We start from the raw sequence: 17,854 nt of genomic DNA on the forward strand, positions 1-17,854 counted from the left end.
CGAAGGAACCAATTGACTGCTGCAAACCATAACTCACCGATTGTAGAAAGCACCAACAGCGATCAGCGCGTACTGACCTGGCAAAACGAGGCAGACACTGAGGCTTTTGCAGCGCAGCTGGCCGCACTACCCGCCCTACGCAATGCCTACATTACGCTGCACGGCGACCTCGGCGCGGGCAAAACCACCTTGGTGCGCCACCTGCTGCGCAACCTGGGGGTGCAGGGCCGCATCAAAAGCCCTACGTATGCTGTGGTAGAGCCGCATGAAGTGCCGGGTTTAGCGGTGTGGCACTTTGATTTCTACCGCTTTGACGATCCGCGCGAATGGGAAGACGCGGGTTTTCGCGACATTTTTGCCAGCCCCGGTCTGAAACTGGCAGAATGGCCCGAAAAGGCGGCTTCGCTGACACCAGCAGCGGACTTAGCTATTTATATTGAAGCAATTGACGAAACCCAGCGCCGCGTCACCCTGCGCACCAGCACAGAGTGTGGACGAGGCCTGCTGCAGCACTGGCCACAATGAGCGACGACGCCGCGCACCCCACCTCTACCGCCTACCGCCCCAACCGCCGCACCCTGCTGCAAGCCGGGAGCCTGGCCTTGCTGTTGGCTGGCAAGCAACAAATTGCTTTTGGCGCCAGCATCATGGCCGTGCGCGTCTGGCCCGCCGAGGACTACTCCCGCGTCACGCTGGAGTCCGATGTCCCCCTGGTGGCCAGGCAGACCCTGATTGAGTCTCCGCCCCGTCTGGCGGTGGATATTGAAGGCCTGCAACTCAACAATGCGCTCAAAGAGCTGGTGGCCAAGGTGCGCCCGGACGATCCGAACATTGCAGCCATCCGCGTGGGGCAAAACTCCCCCACCGTCGTGCGACTGGTGATTGACCTCAAGCACAGCGCCGTGCCACAGGTCTTCTCGCTCAAACCGGTGGCTGCTTACCAGCACCGGCTGGTCTTTGACCTGTACCCCTCCAAGGCCGTAGACCCGCTGGAAGCCCTGATTCAGGAGCGTCTGCGCGATGCCAGCCAACCCGCACCGCTGACACCGCCTGCGCCTCCCGCGCCCGCGCATGACCCCTTGGGGGATCTGATTGCGCAGCACAACAACCCGGCGCCTGCGGCTCCACCGGCGCCAACACCCCCAGCTGCTGCGCCCAAACCCGCGACCAGCCCTTCGCCCAAACCGGCGAACGAACCCGTGATCACCGCCAATCCGGCACCGACTTCGCGCAAGACCGATCGCATCATCATCGTGGCACTCGATCCGGGACATGGTGGAGAAGATCCCGGCGCCATTGGCCCCAAAGGCACCCGAGAAAAAGACGTGGTGCTCAAGATCGCCCAGTTGCTCCGTGACCGCATCAACAGCAGCACCATCAACGGCAGCCCCATGCGCGCCTACATGACGCGCGATGGCGATTTTTTTGTTCCTCTGGGTGTCCGCGTGCAAAAAGCCCGTCGCGTCCAGGCCGATTTGTTCATCAGCATTCACGCCGACGCGTTCACGCGCCCCTCTGCCAACGGTGCCAGCGTATTTGCGCTGAGCCAAAAAGGCGCCACCAGCACTGCGGCTCGCTGGCTAGCCGACAAGGAAAACCAAGCCGACTTGGTGGGCGGCATCAATGTGCGCAGCCAAGATGCGCATGTGCAGCAAATGCTGCTGGACATGAGTACCACCGCGCAAATCAATGACAGCCTGAAGCTTGGCACCTCGGTGCTCTCGCAGATTGGGGGCTTTGCCAAGCTCCACAAACCACGGGTGGAACAGGCTGGATTTGCTGTTCTTAAAGCGCCTGACATTCCCAGCGTGCTGGTGGAGACTGCCTTTATTAGCAACCCCGATGAAGAACAGCGCCTGCGCAGCGCGGCCTACCAGAACAAATTGGCGGATGCCATGATGGCCGGCATTCGCCAGTACTTCACCAAAAACCCCCCGCTGGCCCGCGCACGCTCTGTGTAGGCATGCAGACGCCCACTCCCACCAAGCCCGCTTTTGCGGGCTTTTTTTGTTTTAAAGCCTTCATCGCTAGGGATGGTGAAGTTTCAAAAACCACCCTTCATTTGAAACAAAATATTAATAAGAAAAATATTTTGCAAATTAAATACAAAATCAGTGTTAATCAATGTTATTTAAATCCAATTAAATCGCAATTTACTCTCCATTTAATGAGATGCACGATTTTGCAAATGGATTTGATACAGACAAAAAATGACATTTCACCCGCCGTTTATTGATTAATCCCATATTGGATTTGAAGGCGTTATTCGTACATTAATAAATACTATTAAGAAGAGATGCGAATTCAATTTTCCATATGCAATGCACCATCTGGCTTTTGCTTCACAAGTTTCGGCTGCATAGGGGTCTCCAGGCCACAACCATTGCTTTGCTGCTCACGCTGTCTCCAACAGCCCTTTTGGCGCGCACGGAGAACAGCCAGCAACGCAATGCATTACTGGGCGTGGCAAACCATTATCGCGACCTTCACGATTGGGAAAAAGCTTTAGCTACATACCGACAAGGCCAGCAACTTCTCCCTCTGGATACCGCCTTTATTTATGGCGAAATTCACGCCTTGGCAGATAACGGGCAAGCCAAGCAAGCCGTCGAGCGCGCCCAGCAATTACTGATCAAGCAAGCTGATGATGTGGATGCGCTGCTGGTCATGGGGTATGCGCAGTTGCGTGAGCACGGTGCATTTGCATCCCTGGAATACATGGACCGCGCGCAGCAATTGAACAGTGGCAAACCTTATGTGGTGCGCGAGTATGTCTTCGCTTTGCAGCGTGCAGGCATGGCGACCACGGCCTTGGCGGTTGCACAGCAGCATCCTGATCTGCTAGCGCCCATCCAGATGCATGGGCTGCAAGCCGATGCTGTTGCGCAAAGCGTGCGTGATGCGGACATGCCCACTCGCAGTGAAAGCGAGCGTCTGCACATCGCAGACCAAGCCCTGGCGACCTATGAACGCTTGCTGCGCCAATGGCAACAGGAAGGCGAAGATCTGCAACCGCTGATTCAGCGCGCGCGCATTGATCGCTTGCAAGCGCTGCATGCCCGTTTCTATATGGCTCAGCTGGTGCAAGAGTATGAAGCCTTGCTTGCGCAAGGCGTTGAGGTGCCGAACTACGCTTTGGCAGCCGTTGCCTCAGCCTATCTCTATCAGCAAATGCCTGAGCGTTCAGCCGCCATTTACGAGCAACTGATTACCAGTGGCTATATGCGCGAAGACGCTGACCACCGGCAAAAGCAGGACTTTGGATTGCTCTACGCATACGCAGACCAAGGCGATGTTGCCGCCTCACAGCACAGGGCGCAAATGCTGGGTCAGGGCTACACCCCGTGGCGCTATGTCGAAGGAGAGACCACACGCATACCCAATTCGGCGTACCTGGATGCCTGGCATACGACCAGCATGATGGACTTTTATGCCAACGATACGCCGCAAGCCCAGTCATCGCTCGAGCACATGCTGCGTACGGCCCCCAACAACAACAACCTGCGTACAGACTTGGCCTGGCTATACCGTTCACGCGGCTGGCCACGCCACGCGGAAGCCACGCTCAAGATTGCGGAAACTTACGATCCACGCGCCCTCAGTGTGGAAGTTGGCCAGGGTTTGACCGCCTTAGATCTCCAAGAATGGCGCCAAGCGCAAGTGCTCAGCGCAGATACACAGGCTCGTTTTCCGGAAGACCGCAACAGCCAACGTTTGCAGCGCCTATGGCAGGTGCACAACATGAAAGAGTTGCACGTTGCCGGCTACCAAGGGCTTGGCAACAACAATCCGGTGGCCGGTGGCCGTGATTTCGGTCTCGAAACCACGCTGTACTCACAGCCTCTGGCATACAACTGGCGCATCTTTGCCGGTGTCGGGCACCGCAGTGCCACTTACGACGATGCCAAGGCCACGCACAACTATGGGCGTGTGGGCCTCGAATGGCGCAGTCGTGATTGGAATATCGCCGCAGAAGTGGCGGACAGCCGCTACGGTCATGGCAGCAGCATGGGGGCTGCGCTAACGGTAGATCACGACCTCAACGATGCCTGGTCCATTCATGCCGGTGCACAAATGCATTCACGCGACACCAACCTGGATGCACTGCGCCACAACATCACCAGCGACCGTTTCGATGTCGGTGTTCAGTGGCGAGAAAGCGAACGCCGGGCCTTGGGCTTGAGCATCACATCCAGCAATTTCAGTGATGGCAACCGCCGCCTGGAAATGCTGCTGGATGTGCAACAACGGCTGTGGACACGGCCCACTTGGTTTTTGGATGGTGGACTGGAGATTTTTACGGGGCACAACAGCCGCACGGACGTGCCCTACTACAGCCCGCGCAGCGAATACAGCATCCTCCCGACCCTGACCTGGAACCACACCCTCTACCAGCGTTATCAAACCGTATGGAGCCAACAAGTGAGCACTGGCTGGGGCGGCGTCAACCAGCGCCACTACGGCACGGGTGCCTCGCTCATGCTCAGCTACGGCCAACGCTACAAGGCCAATGACGTCTTTGAAATAGGGGGCACGCTCTCCGCACTTTCTCGCCCTTATGACGGTGAACGCGAGCGCGAATGGCGTTTTGTCTTTGATTTGACGTATCGTTTTTGAGAGGCTGGCATGCATTTATTCAAACACACCGCAGTGCGCCTGCTCGCCTGTTTCATGGCTTTGGGAATGCTTTCTGGTTGCGCCAAAGATATCCCCCATTTTGTGCCGCCAGAACAGCGGTCCGTGGCGCACCAGGAGCAGCCATGGCCAGTCAACCAATACTTGGCCCTGGCCTACCACGCCATCCAGGATGACCAAGCGGATCAAACCTATTTGGCGGTTCGCACCGACCAGTTACTGGCCCAACTGACCTGGTTGCAGTCCAACGGCTACCAAGCCGTCTCCGTCGAGCAAATCTTGAATGCACAAGGCGGTGGCGCACCTTTGCCAGCCAAAGCCGTTCTGCTGAGTTTTGACGACGGCTACCAAGACTTCTATACGCGTGTCATCCCGCTGCTGCACGCCTTTCAATGGCCTGCCGTCTTGGCACCCGTAGGCACATGGCTGGACACACCGGCAGACCAAACCGTCGCGTTTGGAGACATTCAGGCACCGCGCTCAATGTTCCTCAACCGCCAAGATCTGGCACGCGCTGCACGCTCACCACTGGTTGAAATTGGCGCACACACTTTCAACCACCACAAAGGGGTGCTGGCCAACCCACAGGGCAATACCTTGCCGGCCATGGCTAATCGCATGTATTTGCGCGATCAGCAACGCTACGAAACAACCGCCGAGTTTGAGCAGCGACTGCGCAAAGATGTGGCAGCCATCACCCAGGTTCTCAAAACGACCACGGGCAAACAACCGCGTGTCTGGGTGTGGCCCTATGGCGCCGTCAACGGCGTCGCACAGCGCATCATCCGTGAAGCGGGCTACCAGCTTTTTCTGACGCTGGAAGACGGGCTGGCAGATGTCCAAAACCCGGACCAAGTCCCCCGCATGCTGATGTCCGGGCGCGATGACATCCGCGCGGTCGCGCAGCGCATCGCGTCCGTCCAGGAACCGAGCTTGATGCGTGTCGCCCATGTGGATTTGGACTATGTGTATGACGAAGACCCCGTCCAGCAAGGCAAGAACCTCGACGCACTGGTACAGCGGATGCAGGACCTGGGCGTCAACACCGTTTTCTTGCAGGCTTTCTCAGACTCGGATGGCCATGGTCGTGTCGATGCCGTGTACTTCCCCAATCGCATCCTTCCAATGCGTGCGGACTTGTTCAATCGCGTGGCGTGGCAGCTCAAGAGCCGGCTTGAGGTCAAGGTTTACGCATGGATGCCGGTACTCAGCCTGAACTTGGATCGCAACCACCCACGCGTGCAACGCTGGGACCCCACGACCCAAGGTCTCAGTATCGATCCCCTGCAGTACCAACGCCTGAGTCCTTTTCATCCAGGCAATCGACAGGCCATTACGCAGCTGTACGAGGACTTGGCCTCCTATGCCGCATTTGATGGACTACTCTTTCACGACGACGCTTTGTTGTCAGACTTTGAAGATGCAGGCCCCGATGCGCTCCGAGCCTATGCCGCGTCAGGCTTACCGGGGGACATCGCCAGCTTGCGCGCACAGCCCGAACACAGGCAGGCCTGGGCACGCTTCAAATCCCGCGCCCTGGTGGACTTCACGCACGAGCTCACCACTGCAGTCCGTGCCATACGCGGCGTACACATCAAAACCGCACGCAACATCTTCGCGCAGCCCATCCTCAATCCGCAGGCGCACGAGTGGTTTGCGCAGCATCCCGATGAATTTTTAGCGGCCTACGACTGGACTGCCCCCATGGCGATGCCCTTGATGGAGGGGGTGCGTGAGCCCGATACGGCGCGCTGGTTGGATCGTTTGGTTCAAGCGATGCGTGAGCGGCCGGGTGCGCTGGATCGCACAGTGTTCGAGTTGCAAACCAAGGACTGGCGCGCATCCAAGCGTGGCGAGCAAGCGGTCCCGATTGACTCCGCACGCATTGCGCAATGGATGCGTCAGCTGCAACTCAGTGGCGCGCGCAACTTTGGCTATTACCCCGATGACTTTGTCCAAGGCCACCCGCGCCTGGAAGCGATTCGCCCAGAAATATCCACCTCCTGGTTTCCAGCGCCATGAAGCACCGCATCCTCTCTTTCTTCCTCATGGTGCTGCTCATTGCACTGCCCTTTGCCATCGCCATTTTCTTGACCGGAAAAATCATCCTCGCGTTTGTTTTTTTCTACCCATTGCACATGTCCGGCCTGTGGATGATTGGTGGCCTGACTTTTTATCTGCAGCGCGAACGCCATTGGCCCTGGGGGGAAACCACGGCAGAGCGGGCCGTTCCTGTGCTGCAGGGCCAGCCACTGGTCAGCGTTCTCATCCCTTGCTTCAATGAAGAAAAAAATGGGGCTGACACCATCACTGCGGCCTTGCAGCAGAACTATCGAAATATCGAAGTTATTGCCATCAACGATGGCTCCAGCGACGCAACCGCCGCCATGCTCAACCAACTGGCCACTGTGCACGATCGCTTGCGCGTGATCCATTTGGCGGAAAACCAGGGCAAGGCCATGGCGCTGCGCATGGGTGCTCTGGCCGCCAACAGTGATTATTTGGTGTGCATTGATGGAGACTCCATCCTCGACCCCGATGCGGTCTCTTTCCTGGTGGACCCCATGATCAACAACCCACGCGTAGGTGCCGTGACGGGCAACCCTCGTATACGCACCCGCTCGACCCTGACAGGTGCGGTGCAAGTGGGCGAGTTCTCTTCCATCATCGGTCTCATCAAACGCACACAGCGTGTCTACGGACAGGTCTTTACCGTCTCCGGCGTCATCGCCGCCTTTCACCGCAGTGCCTTGGCCAGAGTGGGTTACTGGAGCGTAGACATGGTGACCGAGGACATCGACATCAGCTGGAAACTCCAGCGCGATCATTGGTCCATCTTCTATGAGCCCCGCGCCCTGTGCTGGATTCTGATGCCGGAAACCATCAAAGGTCTATGGAAGCAACGACTGCGCTGGGCGCAGGGCGGGGCTGAAATTCTGCTCAAAAACATCGACGTGCTGCGCCACTGGAAAAACCGCCGCATGTGGATTTTGCTGCTTGAATTCACATTGTCTGCGCTCTGGGCATTCTCCTTTGCGCTGTCCATCCTCTTGTATGCCATTGGATGCTTCATCGACTTGCCTCCTCACCTGCACGTGGAGTCTTTGCTCCCACCCTCATTCACAGGCATGGTTCTCGCAGCTTTTTGCCTGCTCCAATTTGTGATCAGCATCTGCATCGAGCAGCGCTATGAAAAAGGCTTTGCCCGCACCCTGGTCTGGATCATCTGGTACCCACTTTTTTTCTGGATGCTGAACCTGTTCACCACCCTGGTGAGCATTCCCCAAATCATGCTCAGCAAAAAACGCCAGCGTGCCCGCTGGACCAGCCCCGATCGTGGCATTGACCAATTGAACAGCACACCATGAGCACAGCCCCCCATCTTTGCCTGCCTGCCACCATCTGCGCTGCCACCATGATCATTCGATCGCAGCGCGGAAGCTGGCGTCTACTGTTGGACGGTTTTTTAACCGCACTGGCTTGGCTCACCTTTGTGTGGCTGTTCGGACGCAGTATTTGGGCCATTGTCACCAAGAACAGAAATGGCATAGAGATGCCGCTGTTCTCCGAAATTTTCCCTACCCTCTCGGATCTCAGCGTCTACGTCGTGGTCATGCTGCTGCATGGTGCTTTGCTCATCCTGTGGGCCCGATATAACTATTGGCGTTTTCGCGGCAAACAGCGCCGCTCTCCAGTTACGCCACCGTTGACCCAGATGCAACTGATGTCGGACTACGGCATTACCTGTCAGACACTGCAACAGTTGCGCTCGCTGCGCATTGCCACCATTCACCACGCCCAGGATGGGCACATCATTCAAACAAGCCGTTTGCACAACTCCCAGGCATTACCAGCATCGAAGGGTCCAGAGACTGCCGCGCATATGGACTTGGCGCTATGACCGGCTTCTGTGCTCCACCTACAGCCATGCTCCCCCTTGCCTGACAGCTCAAGCTGTGCCACCGCCGCATACTGGATGCTCTTGGTAATTCCATGGAGTGGCTTATGTCGCATTTCAAAGCTTTACTCGCAAGTGGTCTGGTCATCTGCGCAGTCAGTCTGACTGGGTGCGCCAACAACCAACAACTTGGCACGGGTGTCGGTGCTGTGGCCGGTGGCGTGGTCGGTGATGCCGTGCTCGGTGGCACCTTGGGCACCCTAGGGGGCGCGGCCGCCGGTGCGGTGATTGGCAACCAGATTGGCAAAGGCCAGGACCGCAAATAAATCGTTCCAACACGCACAAAAAAATGCCGACCCCAAGGTCGGCATTTTTGATGGTGGGCTTTCGATTGGGCCAGCGCTTAAGCCGCGGCCTTTTCTTTGCGCCCTGCTTTCCAGCCGCCATAGACGGCCAGCAGCCCCGGCACCAGAATCAAAGCCCAGATAATTTTCTCCAGGTTCTCTTTCACCCAGTCCATATTTCCGAAGAAATAACCAGCCGACACAATGCCCAGCACCCAGATCAGTGCTCCGCTCACATTGAACAGGGTGAACTTGCCACGCGACATGTGCGCCACACCGGCCACAAACGGTGCAAAGGTGCGAATGAAGGGCATAAACCGCGCCAAGATAATCGTGACGCCCCCAAACCGCTCATAAAAGTGGTGGGCTTTGTCAAAGGCATTGCGATTGAACCAGCGCGAGTTTTCCCACTGAAACACCTTGGGCCCGATCCAGCGCCCAATCGTGTAATTGCACTGGTCACCCAGCACTGCGGCTGCCAACAACACGCCACATGCCAGCGGAAACTCCATCATCCCGGCACCACACATTGCACCCACAATGAAGAGCAGCGAATCGCCGGGCAAAAACGGCATGACCACCACGCCGGTTTCCACAAAAATAATGATGAACAGCAGTGCATAAACCCATGGCCCATAGGCCACGACAAATGCTTGCAGGTGCTTATCGATATTCAGAATGAAGTCGATCAAAAACACGACGATTTCCAAGACAAATTCCCCAAAGTCCAAGTACCAAGCCTGCCATGCAGGCTTGGCCACAAAGTTCTAATGTAGCTCCACGGCTGGCCTGCCACGCTCAGTTGTGCGCCTTGCCAGCCACATTGGGCACACATTCGGACATGGGCTGCAACAGCCTGCAAACAGGCTGTACAAATATTTGCAATGCGATGAAGAACTTTGCACAGACTTCACCCTACACCACCAGCCCAGCGGGCACAGTCTGCTCCAAGATTGATTCCACACCCGCAAGGAGGTGCACATGAACAAAGTTCGCAATACATTTTTGATCGCCTGCATGGTCGGTGGCGCGCTGACGCTGGGCGGCTGCGCCCACCACCCCAGCAACGCCCAAGTTGGCACAGGTGTAGGTGCCGTGGCTGGCGGCCTGCTGGGCAGTGCCGTTTTTGGCTCCACGCTGGGCACCGTGGGCGGTGCTGCGGCTGGCGCTCTGGTCGGCAACCAAGTGGGCCAGAACAGTGATGGCTACGGTCATCGCCGTGGTCACCGTCGCCACCACTAAATTGGTTTCTTGCCCAGCCTCCCCTTGCGGCCCGGGAGGCTGCATACAATGAGGTCAATGACCTCTCCTGCCTCCGCCCCCCAGCGCCGCACCATCCAAGACCTTCCCGACGAACTCATCAGCCAGATCGCTGCTGGCGAGGTGGTCGAGCGCCCGGCCTCCGTGGTGCGTGAGCTGGTGGACAACGCGCTGGATGCGGGTGCCACCCAGATCACCGTGCGCCTGCTCGCCGGTGGTGTGCGCCTGATCAGCGTGGAAGACGATGGCTGCGGCATTCCGCGTGAAGAATTGCCTGTGGCCCTGCGCCGCCATGCCACCAGCAAGATCCGCGACCTCAATGAGTTGGAGCACGTGGGTACCATGGGCTTTCGCGGTGAAGCGCTGGCCGCCATTGCGTCGGTGTCGGAAACCTCCATCTTGTCCCGCCTGGAAGGTGACAGCCAAGGCTGGCTGCTCGAAGCACGCAGCGGTGAGCTGCGCCCCGCCGCACGCAACCGTGGCACCACGCTGGAAGTCAAAGAACTGTTTTTCAGCACCCCCGCCCGCCGCAAGTTTTTGAAAAGCGACGCCACAGAGCTGGCGCACTGCATTGAATCTGTGCGCCGCCACGCCCTGGCGCGCCCGGACGTGGGCTTTGCCATCTGGCACGACGGCAAGCTAGTCGAGCAGTGGCGTGCCGTTCCCATGGGCGCTGACAGTGAGCGCAACGATGCCCTTGCGCGCCGCCTCGGAGACGTGTTGGGCGATGACTTCATTGCCAACTCCATCCCGGTGCAGCGCACTTCCAGCTCCAGCGGTATCACGGTCTATGGCCGCGCGGGCCTGCCCGATGCTGCGCGCAGCCGCCCTGACCAGCAATACTGCTATGTCAACAGCCGCTTTGTGCGCGACAAGGTGCTCACCCACGCCGCCAAAAGCGCGTATGAAGATGTGCTGCACGGCCACAAGCAACCCATTTACGCGCTGTACATGGAGATGGACCCAGCCCGGGTGGACGTGAACGTGCACCCGACCAAGATTGAGGTGCGCTTTCGCGACAGCCGCGAGGTGCACCAGGCCATCAAACATGCGGTGGAAGATGCGCTGGCCGCCCCCCGCGCGGCCCTGCTGGCAGCACAGGCCAGCGAACAGGCCGACAACAGCACATCAGCCCCCGCTGCCAGCCCCGTGGCGTGGCAGCCTCACGTAGCGTCTGCGTCGACGCCTGCATCTGCGCGGGCACCGCTGCCGCCGCAGGTGCAATACAGCATGCCCTTGCAGGAGACCGCCGGCCACAAGGTCAACGACATGCAGGCCCTGTGGGCGCCGCTGCGTGAAGCTGCACCGGTCGCCAGTAGCTTGACGCCTGCAGCATCAACTGCAGCCCCCCAAAATTCCGAACCAAATACAGCCCCAGCGCTTGCTACACCTGCGTTAGCAGCTACAGAAATAGCAACACCTGCGGCCACCAGCCTGCCCACCCATACCAGCCACGCCGAAACCGCCTGGCCACTGGGCCGTGCGGTGGCACAAGTGCACGGCGTTTACATCCTGGCGGAAAACGCCCAAGGCATGGTGATTGTCGACATGCACGCCGCCCACGAGCGCATTGTGTATGAGCGCCTCAAAGACCAACTGGGCAACGACCAGCCCATTGCCAGCCAGCCGCTGCTGATTCCCGCCACCTTTGCCGCCACGCCGCAGGAAGTGGCCACCGCGGAAGCGCACACCGACACCTTGCTTGTGCTGGGGCTGGAAATTGCACCGTTTTCCCCCAAGACGCTGGCCGTGCGTGCCGTGCCGGCCACTTTGGCGCAAGGCGATGCCGTGGAATTGGCCCGCAGCGTGCTGGCCGAGCTGGAGCAGCAAGAGGCGTCCGGCGTCATCCAGCGTGCCCGCAATGAAATCCTGGCCACCATGGCTTGCCATGGCGCCGTGCGCGCCAACCGCCGCCTGACCCTGGATGAGATGAACGCCTTGCTGCGCCAGATGGAAACCACCGAGCGCTCCGACCAGTGCAACCACGGGCGCCCCACGTGGCGCCAGCTCACCATGAAAGAGCTGGACGCACTGTTCCTGCGTGGCCGCTAAGACTGCCTACCTACCGTACTATCCACCACCATGTCCGTACCCTTTTTTGCCCGCGTGCGCGCCGCGCTGGATAGTTTCTCCCCCACCGAGCGCAAACTCGCTCAGGTGGTGCTGGACTACCCCATCAACCTGGCTGGCTACAGCGCCAGCGAGCTGGCCCAGTTGACCGGCGTCTCCAACGCCACGGTCACGCGCTTCATCCGCCGCCTGGGCTATGACAGCTACGAAGAAGCGCGCCGCACAGCGCGCCTGGAGGCCAGCACCAACGGCCTGCCGCTGCCCATGGCCGATGTCAACATCTCGCCCAGCACGCCCAACTGCGCGCTGCTGTGGCAACAGTTGCAAGACAATCTGACGGCCACGCTGGCGCAAATTCCCGCCAGCACCATGGATGCCATGGCCTCGGCCCTGCACCAGGCGCCGGCCATCTTCTGCGTCGGCCTGCAGCACAACCACATGTTGGCGCGTTCTCTGCGCGGGCATTTGATGAGCGGTTTGGACAAGCCCATCTACGGCGCACCGGCAGCCGGTGAAACCATTGAAGACGTGCTGGCGCGCATTGCCCCGCGCGACATGGTGGTGCTGTTTGCACTGGGCGGCATCCGTGCCGACATGGCCGAGCTGGGCGAGCGCGCCCGCAAGCTGGGGGCCAAACTCATCTGCATTACCGACACCGCCAGCCATGCACCACCGTCGGACTGGTTGCTGCGCTGCCACACCACGCCCCATGTGGCCGAAGTGCGTCACCTCACCGACACCAGCGCCGCCCAGGCCCTGGCCTATGGCCTGGCAGCCCACACCATCCAATGGGGTGCGATTCCGTTTGAGCTGATTTAAGGCGCGGCGCCCCACGGCGCCCTGACCAAGGCTGTTTTCATTTTTGAATGAAAACAGCCTTTTTCCTTTGTGACGCCTACGCTTGCAGCTATTTTTTCTTTAGCAAGTACTGCAACAACCACGCGCAGTCAGCGCACGGGCCGCCACCCCATCGTCACCCAGCAAGTGCTTCAACGCTTTTCAAGATGCAAGGCCGCATCCGCCGGGTCTGCTATGCATTTGCAAGCAGACTGCGCCCCCCAGCGCCTCTGCAGGCACATCCCCGTCACGCCCAAATCCAGCGCACACAAGCACCAAAACTGCACAGTTATGCACCACTCTTATACAGGTCATACTCAATTTGGTGCATATAGGCATACATTTTTGGCATAATTTTGGGCATGCGCTGCGGCGCTTTTGTTTTGTACCTTGAAAGAACAGCTCTCCATGAAGTACGCCAACCTCGACCAATTCCTGCAAGACGTTGCCACCCGCAACCCCGGTCAACCTGAATTTCTGCAAGCCGTCACCGAAGTGATGGAGTCGCTGTGGCCCTTCATCGAGAAGAACCCCAAGTACGCCGACAACGCCCTGCTGGAGCGTCTGGTCGAGCCTGAGCGCATCATTCAGTTCCGCGTGAGCTGGATGGACGACAAGGGCCACGTGCAAGTCAACCGCGGCTTCCGCATTCAGCACAGCATGGCCATCGGCCCCTTCAAGGGCGGCATCCGCTTCCACCCCTCGGTGAACCAGTCGGTGCTGAAGTTCCTGGCCTTCGAACAAACCTTCAAGAACGCACTGACCACACTGCCCATGGGCGGCGGCAAGGGCGGCTCGGACTTCGACCCCAAGGGCAAGAGCCCTGCCGAAGTCATGCGCTTTTGCCAAGCTTTCGTGACCGAGCTGTTCCGCCACGTGGGTCCTGACACCGACGTGCCTGCAGGCGACATCGGCGTCGGTGGCCGCGAAGTGGGCTTCATGGCCGGTATGTACAAGAAGCTGTCGAACAGCGCTGCCTGCGTGTTCACCGGCAAAGGCCTGACTTTCGGTGGCTCGCTGATTCGTCCTGAAGCCACCGGCTACGGCACTGTCTACTTCGCCCAGGAAATGCTGGCCACACGCGGCCAGTCCTTCGCTGGCAAGACCGTGTCGGTCTCCGGTTCGGGCAATGTGGCCCAGTACGCCGTCGAGAAGGCCATGCAGCTGGGCGCCAAGGTCGTGACCGTGTCTGACTCTTCCGGCACCGTGTACGACAAGGACGGCTTCACCACCGAGAAGCTGGCCATCCTGATGGACATCAAGAACAACAAGTACGGCCGTGTGAACGAATACGCCCAGCTGGTTGGCGCTGAGTTCATTGCTGGCAAGACACCTTGGCACATCAAGGTGGACGTGGCCCTGCCTTGCGCCACCCAAAACGAACTGGATCTGGCCGATGCCAAGACACTGATCGCCAACGGCGTGCTGTGCGTGGCTGAAGGTGCGAACATGCCTTCCACCATCGAAGCTGCCAAGGCTTTCGAAGCTGCTGGCGTGCTGTACGCCCCCGGCAAGGCATCGAATGCCGGTGGCGTGGCCACATCGGGTCTGGAAATGTCGCAAAACGCGGGCCGCCTGAGCTGGACCGCCGAAGAAGTGGACGCCCGTCTGCTGCAAATCATGCAAGGCATCCACGCTGCCTGCCTGAAGTACGGCAAGCGCGCTGATGGCTCGGTCAGCTACATCGACGGCGCCAACGTGGCCGGCTTTGTGAAGGTGGCAGAAGCCATGCAAGCCCAAGGCGTGATCTAAGCACTCCAGCGCTTCCTAAGTACACAAAAAAAGGAACCTTCGGGTTCCTTTTTTTGCGCCCGTACTTTGCATATCAAAAAGGCCTGCAACGCTTGTACAGCCTGCGCAGACCGCTTCCAATGTCCTAGCACCAGCAAAGGTGTCGTGCGAGCGCTATAAATGCGCCCCTGGGCAGCCTTGCGCTGGCCTGGGATGGGGCGCGCACCGGTGCACGCCCCACCGGTAAAACCCGCAGCCCTGTGCGCAGGCATCTGGCGGCGGGCATTGTTTTCTCTTTTGCTCGCGCTTCACCAGCGCTTTGATCGTGACTTTTTCTCTGAACAAAATTGTGGCCGCTGCTGGCCTGATCGCCGTTTCCGCCACAGCTTTCGCCGCTGACTCCAGCGTGAACGTGTATGGCCGTATCGACACCGCCGTCGAATCCATCAAGACCGGCAACACCCGCGTGCACGGTTTGAACAACAGCGGCTCTTACATTGGCTTCAAGGGCCAAGAAGACCTGGGCAACGGCCTGAAGGTCGGTTTCCAGCTGGAAAGCGCTTTCAACTCCGACAACGGCGCCATCACTGAAGACGAGTTCTTCAGCAACCGCAGCGAAATCAACCTGTCCGGCAACTTCGGTACTGTGCGCATGGGTCGTTTCTTCAACCCTTCGTACTACGCCATCGCTGACCGCTCCAGCCTGCACAACGACGACTACGGCATCACTGCTGACGCCCTGTACCAAGGCGTGGAAAACGCCAACAACCGCGTGGCTTACAAGTCGCCTGAGTTCTACGGCCTGACCGTGGAAACCGCTATCAGCCTGCACGAGCGCGCTGCTGACTCCAAGGGCAAGAACGCCTACGACCTGGCCGCCAACTATGACCGTGGCAACTGGTCGTTCGGCGCTGGCTACGGCGAATGGGCCGATGCCAAGCAATACGCTCTGCGCGCAAGCTGGACTGCTGGCGCCTGGACTGTGTCCGGCTACCACCAGCGCAGCCAAGACGTGGTTGCCGGCCTGAAGGCCAAGACCAACGTGACCCGCGCTGCCGTGGCCTACGCTATCGGCGCAGGTGAAGTGCACGCCAACTTTGGCCACGCCAACGCTGAAGGCCAAGCCGCTGCCAACCAGTGGACCGTGGGCTACAACCACCACCTGAGCAAGCGCACCAAGGTGTACGCGTTCTACAGCCAGCTGCAAAACAAGGACGGCGCTGCCTTCGGCGACCTGGCACCAGACGAAGACCGCAAGTCGGTGTCCGTGGGTATCCGCCACAACTTCTAAGCTGCGGCTTGAAGCACCCCAAAAGCAGCCTCCGGGCTGCTTTTTTTGCGCCTGCAGCGCAGGCTGCCGCACACACGTGCGGCCTTCATCGCAGTGTCACAGGGCATTTTTAAGCTGTGCCCCGTCATTCACCGCAATCAGGACAACCATGATGGAACGCCGCCGCTTTATGGGCTTGGGTCTTACTTCCAGTGCCTTGCTCACCTCCACCAGTTTGCTGCCGCAGGTCCTGCGTGCACAGACAGCACCCGCCGCCATCACGCGCGATGCTGCGCGTGCCCTGCTCACCTCTGGGGTGCAAAGCGGTGATGTGCTGGCGCACAGTGCCATCGTCTGGGCCCGCGCCAGCCGCGAAGCACGCATGTGGCTGGAATGGTCCACCACGGCCAGCTTTGCCCAAAGCCAGCGCGTGCGCGGGCCTGATCTGCTCGACAGCAGCGACGGCACCGGCCGCATCGATCTGCAGGGGTTGCCCGCCGGGCAGGAAATTTTCTACCGCGTAACGCTGGAAGACTTTGGCAGTGCCAATGTGCGCTCGCCTGCCGTACAGGGGCACTTTCGCACCCCGGCCAGCGCCCAGCAGCCCGCGCGCAAACCCTTTCGCCTGGTGTGGAGCGGTGACACCGCCGGCCAGGGCTGGGGCATCAACGAAGCCTGGGGCGGCATGCGCATTTATGACGCGATGCGCCAGACCAACCCCGATGTGTTCCTGCACAGCGGCGACACCATTTATGCCGATGGCCCCATCCAGACCCAGGTGACCCTGCCCGATGGCTCGCTGTGGCGCAACTTGGTCACCCCCGAAGTGGCCAAGGTGGCCGAAACTCTGAACGAATACCGGGGCCGTTACCGCTACAACCTCATGGATGCCAACGTGCGCGCCCTGGGCAGTGAAGTGGCGCAAATCTGGCAGTGGGATGACCACGAAGTCACCAACAACTACTCGGACAGCAAAAGCTTGCTGAACAACCCGGCCTACCGTGAGAAAAACGTGCAGCTGCTCACCGCCCGCGGGCAGCGCGCTTTCATGGAATACGCCCCCATGCGCACCTTTGGCGCGGCCGAGCACCAGCGCATTTACCGCGTGCTGCCCCAGGGCCCGCTGGCCGATATTTTTGTGCTGGACATGCGCAGCTACCGGGGGCCCAACAGCCACAACCTGCAAACCCGCGAAAGCGCGGCCACCGACATGCTGGGCCGCCCGCAGATCGAATGGCTGATCGAGGGCCTGAAAAACAGCCGTGCCACCTGGAAGCTGATTGCCTGTGACATGCCCATTGGCCTGTTCGTGCCCGACGGCAAGGATGCAGATGGCGTCTCTCAGTGGGAGGCCGTGGCCAACGGTGAGCACGGCACGCCCAAAGGCCGCGAGCTGGAGATGGCGCGCCTGCTCAAAGGCATCAAAGATGCCGGCGTAAAAAATGTGGTGTGGCTCACCGCCGATGTGCACTACACCGCCGCCCACCACTACCGTCCGGAGCGCGCCCAGTTCCAGGACTTCGATCCATTCTGGGAATTTGTCTCCGGCCCGCTGAACGCAGGCACCTTTGGCCCCAACGAGGCAGACCAGACCTTTGGTCTGGAAGTGGTCTACAGCAAGGCTTCCCCCAAGCCCAATGCCGCGCCCAGCGAGGGCTACCAGTTCTTCGGCCAGCTGGACATTGACCACCGCAGCCAGGCACTGACTGTGGTGCTCAAAGACCTGCACGGCCAGGCGCTGTACACCCAGACGCTAGAGCCTGTGCTGGGCTGATCACCAACACGGCGTCGGCATCCCTCAGCCGCCCC

14 protein-coding genes are annotated in these 17,854 nt (G+C 59.6%); 13 read left to right on the plus strand and 1 reads right to left on the minus strand.

The features are described from left to right. Positions 1 to 12: 12 nt before the first annotated feature. The 7 genes from tsaE (at position 13) to AC27VO_RS07650 (ending at position 8,859) form a co-directional block, all read left to right on the plus strand. Positions 13 to 525 (plus strand): tRNA (adenosine(37)-N6)-threonylcarbamoyltransferase complex ATPase subunit type 1 TsaE, encoded by a 513-nt coding sequence (gene tsaE / locus AC27VO_RS07620; RefSeq protein WP_488666416.1) that lies wholly within the window; start codon positions 13 to 15, stop codon positions 523 to 525. Beyond that, complete coding sequence (locus AC27VO_RS07625; RefSeq protein WP_488666111.1) at positions 522 to 1,961, plus strand: N-acetylmuramoyl-L-alanine amidase; 1,440 nt, start codon at positions 522 to 524, stop codon at positions 1,959 to 1,961. Before tsaE ends, AC27VO_RS07625 begins: the two co-directional genes overlap by 4 nt. Positions 1,962 to 2,316: 355 nt before the next feature. After that, positions 2,317 to 4,617, plus strand: coding sequence for a poly-beta-1,6 N-acetyl-D-glucosamine export porin PgaA (gene pgaA, locus AC27VO_RS07630; protein WP_488666112.1), 2,301 nt, complete (start codon positions 2,317 to 2,319; stop codon positions 4,615 to 4,617). A gap of 9 nt (positions 4,618 to 4,626) precedes the next feature. Next, positions 4,627 to 6,657, plus strand: coding sequence for a poly-beta-1,6-N-acetyl-D-glucosamine N-deacetylase PgaB (gene pgaB, locus AC27VO_RS07635; RefSeq protein WP_488666113.1), 2,031 nt, complete (start codon positions 4,627 to 4,629; stop codon positions 6,655 to 6,657). After that, the gene (gene pgaC, locus AC27VO_RS07640; RefSeq protein WP_488666114.1) at positions 6,654 to 8,003 is read left to right on the plus strand and encodes a poly-beta-1,6-N-acetyl-D-glucosamine synthase; all 1,350 of its coding nucleotides are present in this window, start codon (positions 6,654 to 6,656) and stop codon (positions 8,001 to 8,003) included. Before pgaB ends, pgaC begins: the two co-directional genes overlap by 4 nt. Next, complete coding sequence (pgaD, locus tag AC27VO_RS07645; RefSeq protein WP_488666115.1) at positions 8,000 to 8,536, plus strand: poly-beta-1,6-N-acetyl-D-glucosamine biosynthesis protein PgaD; 537 nt, start codon at positions 8,000 to 8,002, stop codon at positions 8,534 to 8,536. Before pgaC ends, pgaD begins: the two co-directional genes overlap by 4 nt. Positions 8,537 to 8,640: 104 nt before the next feature. Then, a complete protein-coding gene (locus AC27VO_RS07650; protein ID WP_488666116.1) occupies positions 8,641 to 8,859 on the plus strand; it encodes a glycine zipper domain-containing protein in 219 nt (72 codons plus the stop codon). 77 nt (positions 8,860 to 8,936) lie between these two features. Here the strand turns inward: AC27VO_RS07650 and AC27VO_RS07655 are convergent, their stop codons facing one another. Then, positions 8,937 to 9,587: a DedA family protein gene (locus AC27VO_RS07655; protein WP_488666417.1), complete on the minus strand. Its 651-nt coding sequence runs from the start codon at positions 9,585 to 9,587 to the stop codon at positions 8,937 to 8,939. A gap of 271 nt (positions 9,588 to 9,858) precedes the next feature. Here AC27VO_RS07655 and AC27VO_RS07660 point away from each other — a divergent pair, with 271 nt between their 5' ends. The 6 genes from AC27VO_RS07660 to AC27VO_RS07685 all read left to right on the plus strand — a co-directional run bounded on the left by AC27VO_RS07660 (position 9,859) and on the right by AC27VO_RS07685 (position 17,819). Further along, on the plus strand, positions 9,859 to 10,119 hold the full coding sequence (locus AC27VO_RS07660) for a YMGG-like glycine zipper-containing protein (protein ID WP_488666117.1): 261 nt from the start codon (positions 9,859 to 9,861) through the stop codon (positions 10,117 to 10,119). Positions 10,120 to 10,167: 48 nt separating this feature from the next. Then, the gene (mutL, locus tag AC27VO_RS07665) at positions 10,168 to 12,189 is read left to right on the plus strand and encodes a DNA mismatch repair endonuclease MutL (protein WP_488666118.1); all 2,022 of its coding nucleotides are present in this window, start codon (positions 10,168 to 10,170) and stop codon (positions 12,187 to 12,189) included. A gap of 30 nt (positions 12,190 to 12,219) precedes the next feature. Continuing rightward, entirely contained in the window at positions 12,220 to 13,026 is an 807-nt protein-coding gene (locus AC27VO_RS07670) for a MurR/RpiR family transcriptional regulator (RefSeq protein ID WP_488666119.1), read from the plus strand. A gap of 426 nt (positions 13,027 to 13,452) precedes the next feature. After that, positions 13,453 to 14,796 carry an NADP-specific glutamate dehydrogenase gene (gdhA, locus tag AC27VO_RS07675; RefSeq protein ID WP_488666120.1) on the plus strand — a complete coding sequence of 448 codons (1,344 nt, stop codon included), beginning with the start codon at positions 13,453 to 13,455 and terminating at the stop codon, positions 14,794 to 14,796. 304 nt (positions 14,797 to 15,100) lie between these two features. After that, positions 15,101 to 16,066 carry a porin gene (locus AC27VO_RS07680; RefSeq protein ID WP_488666121.1) on the plus strand — a complete coding sequence of 322 codons (966 nt, stop codon included), beginning with the start codon at positions 15,101 to 15,103 and terminating at the stop codon, positions 16,064 to 16,066. Positions 16,067 to 16,217: 151 nt separating this feature from the next. Further along, entirely contained in the window at positions 16,218 to 17,819 is a 1,602-nt protein-coding gene (locus AC27VO_RS07685; RefSeq protein WP_488666418.1) for an alkaline phosphatase D family protein, read from the plus strand. Positions 17,820 to 17,854: the final 35 nt, after the last annotated feature.

This window comes from Comamonas sp. 14P8.1.4, assembly GCF_057799285.1.

Excerpts from the sequence above, each read along its gene's own strand:
- pgaD (WP_488666115.1), top strand. The coding sequence starts at position 8,000 with ATGAGCACAGCCCCCCATCTTTGCCTGCCTGCCACCATCTGCGCTGCC.
- pgaA (WP_488666112.1), top strand. The coding sequence starts at position 2,317 with ATGCAATGCACCATCTGGCTTTTGCTTCACAAGTTTCGGCTGCATAGG.
- mutL (WP_488666118.1), top strand. The coding sequence starts at position 10,168 with ATGAGGTCAATGACCTCTCCTGCCTCCGCCCCCCAGCGCCGCACCATC.
- gdhA (WP_488666120.1), top strand. The coding sequence starts at position 13,453 with ATGAAGTACGCCAACCTCGACCAATTCCTGCAAGACGTTGCCACCCGC.
- AC27VO_RS07660 (WP_488666117.1), top strand. The coding sequence starts at position 9,859 with ATGAACAAAGTTCGCAATACATTTTTGATCGCCTGCATGGTCGGTGGC.
- AC27VO_RS07685 (WP_488666418.1), top strand. The coding sequence starts at position 16,218 with ATGGAACGCCGCCGCTTTATGGGCTTGGGTCTTACTTCCAGTGCCTTG.
- AC27VO_RS07650 (WP_488666116.1), top strand. The coding sequence starts at position 8,641 with ATGTCGCATTTCAAAGCTTTACTCGCAAGTGGTCTGGTCATCTGCGCA.
- pgaB (WP_488666113.1), top strand. The coding sequence starts at position 4,627 with ATGCATTTATTCAAACACACCGCAGTGCGCCTGCTCGCCTGTTTCATG.
- AC27VO_RS07670 (WP_488666119.1), top strand. The coding sequence starts at position 12,220 with ATGTCCGTACCCTTTTTTGCCCGCGTGCGCGCCGCGCTGGATAGTTTC.
- AC27VO_RS07625 (WP_488666111.1), top strand. The coding sequence starts at position 522 with ATGAGCGACGACGCCGCGCACCCCACCTCTACCGCCTACCGCCCCAAC.
- pgaC (WP_488666114.1), top strand. The coding sequence starts at position 6,654 with ATGAAGCACCGCATCCTCTCTTTCTTCCTCATGGTGCTGCTCATTGCA.